General features: G+C 38.6%; 2 protein-coding genes. Both read right to left on the reverse strand.

The genetic code is table 11. The features are described from left to right. Window positions 1–396: 396 nt before the first annotated feature. Window positions 397–858, reverse strand: coding sequence for an SRPBCC family protein (locus Q0L68_RS18605; protein ID WP_296705755.1), 462 nt, complete (start codon window positions 856–858; stop codon window positions 397–399). A gap of 283 nt (window positions 859–1,141) precedes the next feature. Further along, complete coding sequence (locus tag Q0L68_RS18610) at window positions 1,142–2,845, reverse strand: beta-xylosidase (RefSeq protein WP_296705756.1); 1,704 nt, start codon at window positions 2,843–2,845, stop codon at window positions 1,142–1,144. Between the last annotated feature and the right edge of the window lie 331 nt (window positions 2,846–3,176).

A 3,176-nucleotide genomic window follows, 5' to 3' on the forward strand; every position in this document is an offset into this window, starting at 1 on the left:
TTTCCGGAATTTGATTTTAATAAAAAGATATGGTCGCTTCGCTCCCGAAATACAGCTTTGCTCAAATAAGCCTTCGGCGAAATATGAAACGCCCTCTTATTTCACCGAGCATTGCGAGGTATATTCCAATTGTATTTCCATTGTATTTCTAATTCTAAGATAAGCTTCGCGAAATACAGCTTCGCTGAAATATGCCTTCGGCGAAATAGAAACGAAATACCTTATTTCACCGAGCGTAGCGTGGTATATTTCAATGGTATTTCCATCGTATTTTTTTTAAGAGATAAACCAAAGCAAAATGGCTTCGACTTCGCTCAGCCTGATAAATGAGTAGATAAAATCACTTCCTCTGATCTCTCTTTCCTTTGTTTATTCTTCGTCGCCATTTTCAAAACCTTACTTTTCTAAAATCTTCTTGAGGTTCTCCAAACTCATCATCAAGTCTTTCCCTATCATTTTTTGAAAAACCCTTTTGAAAAGGCTCATAGGGAATTTGATAGGTCCTCGAAATTCCCAGGTTACCTGAGTTTGTTTGTCATTAATAGAAGAAAGTAAAAACTTAGAAGTGCCTACATTTTTCATCGGTCTCTCAAATTTCATCTCATATTCAATTCGCTCACCTTTGACAATATTCGAAATTTTCTGCTCGCCTGCTCCCACGCTTTTATCAGTACTATCCCATTTATACACAAAGCCAACAGTCCCATCTTTACCGGAATAGTCAGTCTTTTTATTGGGATCTTTCATATTCCAAACACTGTAATTATCCATGTTTTTAGAATACTTCAAATAATCAAAAACAATGTCTTTAGGTTGATCAATCACTACAGACTTTTCAACAATCATTTCACTGGCCATGTTCTTAAAATTTAGGTAAGGGTTTTATGTAAAAGATTCTCAAAAAAAGCTAGAAAATTCAATCTATTTTATCTTGAAATATTAATAATTTACACAAAATCAATGATTTAAGAGAATATTGAAGCAAGTTTAAAAAGTTTCGGCTTCTTACTCTGGCTAGTTCAAATTATTATTTTGAGAAGTACCTAATTCCAAAAAATAACTACAAGCATGTCAGTATCAAATTTCAAAATTGACTGATGCTTTTTCAATGTCTAATGAAATCTATTCGGTTTAGATAAAATCACCAAGTCAACCTTAACAGAGAAACTCCTTGCCTCTCGATGTCAAGTTTAAGGATTTTTTCCCCTTTTTCGGTAGAAATCCACTTTGGCGAACCTGCCAATTTTAATTGTCCGGCTTCTTCCAATTGTGCGATCTGATCTGCAGTTGGGTTTTGCGGTGAACCAATTTTCAGCCAAAGTGAATAGGAATTACTGTTTTTTTGATCGATGGTGAAATGCTCCAGAAGCATCTTCTCTTTATCCAAACCTTTCAGTTTCACGGCTACTGCAGTGGTATCTCCTATCTTACTATTATCGTCATGATAGTTCCAAAGCATGATACTGGCCGAATTATCACTTTTAGTTGCCAGTGCATTGACATCTGTGCGCTCCCCTCTTACCCCACTTTCTATAATGCTGCTGTGGTCATAGGCTAAATCACCGCTTACTTCCACTCTGTTTCCTTCCATCATTCCAAACATTCGAAAGACATTTAACACAGGCTTATTCACTCCATTTGTTGCCATATCCCTGAATCCTGCAAACCAAGCTTGATTTTCAAATTCAAAACCCCAAGTAACTGCTCCCAATAGATTTACTCCATACTCATCGGCAATGGCAAATTTTCGAGCAAATGAAGCAGCAGTATAACTTGAATACATGGTGCCGTTCCGGTAGGCATTATGCGGATAATCTGCCTCAGAACAGGCAGCGCATCCTTCTGGATCAGATTCTCCGATGATGATCGGCAGATTTTTAAACTCTGGATACGAAGCAACAATTTCAAATCCTTTCTCAATATCATTCAATTGAGCTCCCATGTTCATTTGCACCATTCCATCTACCACTTTTGGACTACCCTTCGCGTGAAAAGTGATAAAATCGAGAGGCGTTCCCTTCTTTCCCGTGGCATAATTTGTTCCTTCTTTTGCATGGTCAAGAAAAGTGGTTAGGAATTCTGCCGCCTTATCCCAGCCTGGACCAGTGCCTTCCGGACCACCAACTTTTGCCGTAGGCAAAGCCCTCTTGACAGCATCCACCGAATAATCATAAAGCTTGATGTACTCTTCCGTAGTTCCCTGCCAGTACCCAATATTTGGTTCATTCCATACCTCCCAATACCAGCTTTCCACTTCTTCTTTTCCATAGCGATCAATAGAATGCTTCACCCATTGGAATACCAATTCAGCAAACTTCTCATAATCCTTAGGTGGGTAGGCCCAGCCTGTATAGATTTCTTCATACTTGATGCCTGGCTTCCAAAAATGTCGATAAGGTTCAGGCTTTCTGGAAAGCGCTTTGGGCATAAATCCGATCTGCGCAAAAGGTTTCATACCTCTTTCTAGGTAAGTATCAAAAATCTGATCAATGATGGTCCAATTGTAAACAGGCTTGCCTTGCTCGTCTTCTGTGTAAACATTGGTAGAACCCCACTTCAATGCTGCCCGTGGTCCTTCATCTGTTACCAACAGACTATGCGCTCTCACATAAACCGGCACGGGACTTAGCTCTGAGATTTCTCCAAGAAGCTTCTTCCCATCTTTCATATAGGTATAATTTGGTTCGTCATATCCCCACCAAGCCCATATCGGTTTCATCGGCCCTTTTTCACTGGCAAAATCAACTTCAATCTCGACTGGATTATCGGCTGATTGAGCTGAAACTTTACCTAGATAAAATAAGAGAATACAAAGGCTCAATAAAAAGATTTTGGAGATAGGCATGTTTGTTTTTTTTTGATTAGGATCGGATTATATCAACACTTATAGATCCGCAACTGCAAATAAGTCCTTCTAAACCTACTAAAAAAAATTATTAAATAATCAGCCCATATAGCTTATACGGTAAGATTATCCGACAACAAACGACTACAAACGGATACAAACGACTAGCTACCGACTCTATCGATTGCTATCCCCCAACTTTGGCTTATCGAATTCCTCTAGCGAAAACGACAAACAAATTTTTCACACAAAACAACAATTATCATGAACACGCTAAGAAACAGAGTACAGTTAATCGGACGTCTCGGATCCAAAATAGAAATCAAAAATT

This window comes from Algoriphagus sp. (genome assembly GCF_024642405.1).
In the GTDB taxonomy this organism is placed as follows: Bacteria; Bacteroidota; Bacteroidia; order Cytophagales; family Cyclobacteriaceae; genus Algoriphagus.

What these genes read in the sequence shown, in the direction of transcription:
- Q0L68_RS18605 (WP_296705755.1), bottom strand. Translation starts at nt 858, where the DNA reads ATGGCCAGTGAAATGATTGTTGAAAAGTCTGTAGTGATTGATCAACCT.
- Q0L68_RS18610 (WP_296705756.1), bottom strand. Translation starts at nt 2,845, where the DNA reads ATGCCTATCTCCAAAATCTTTTTATTGAGCCTTTGTATTCTCTTATTT.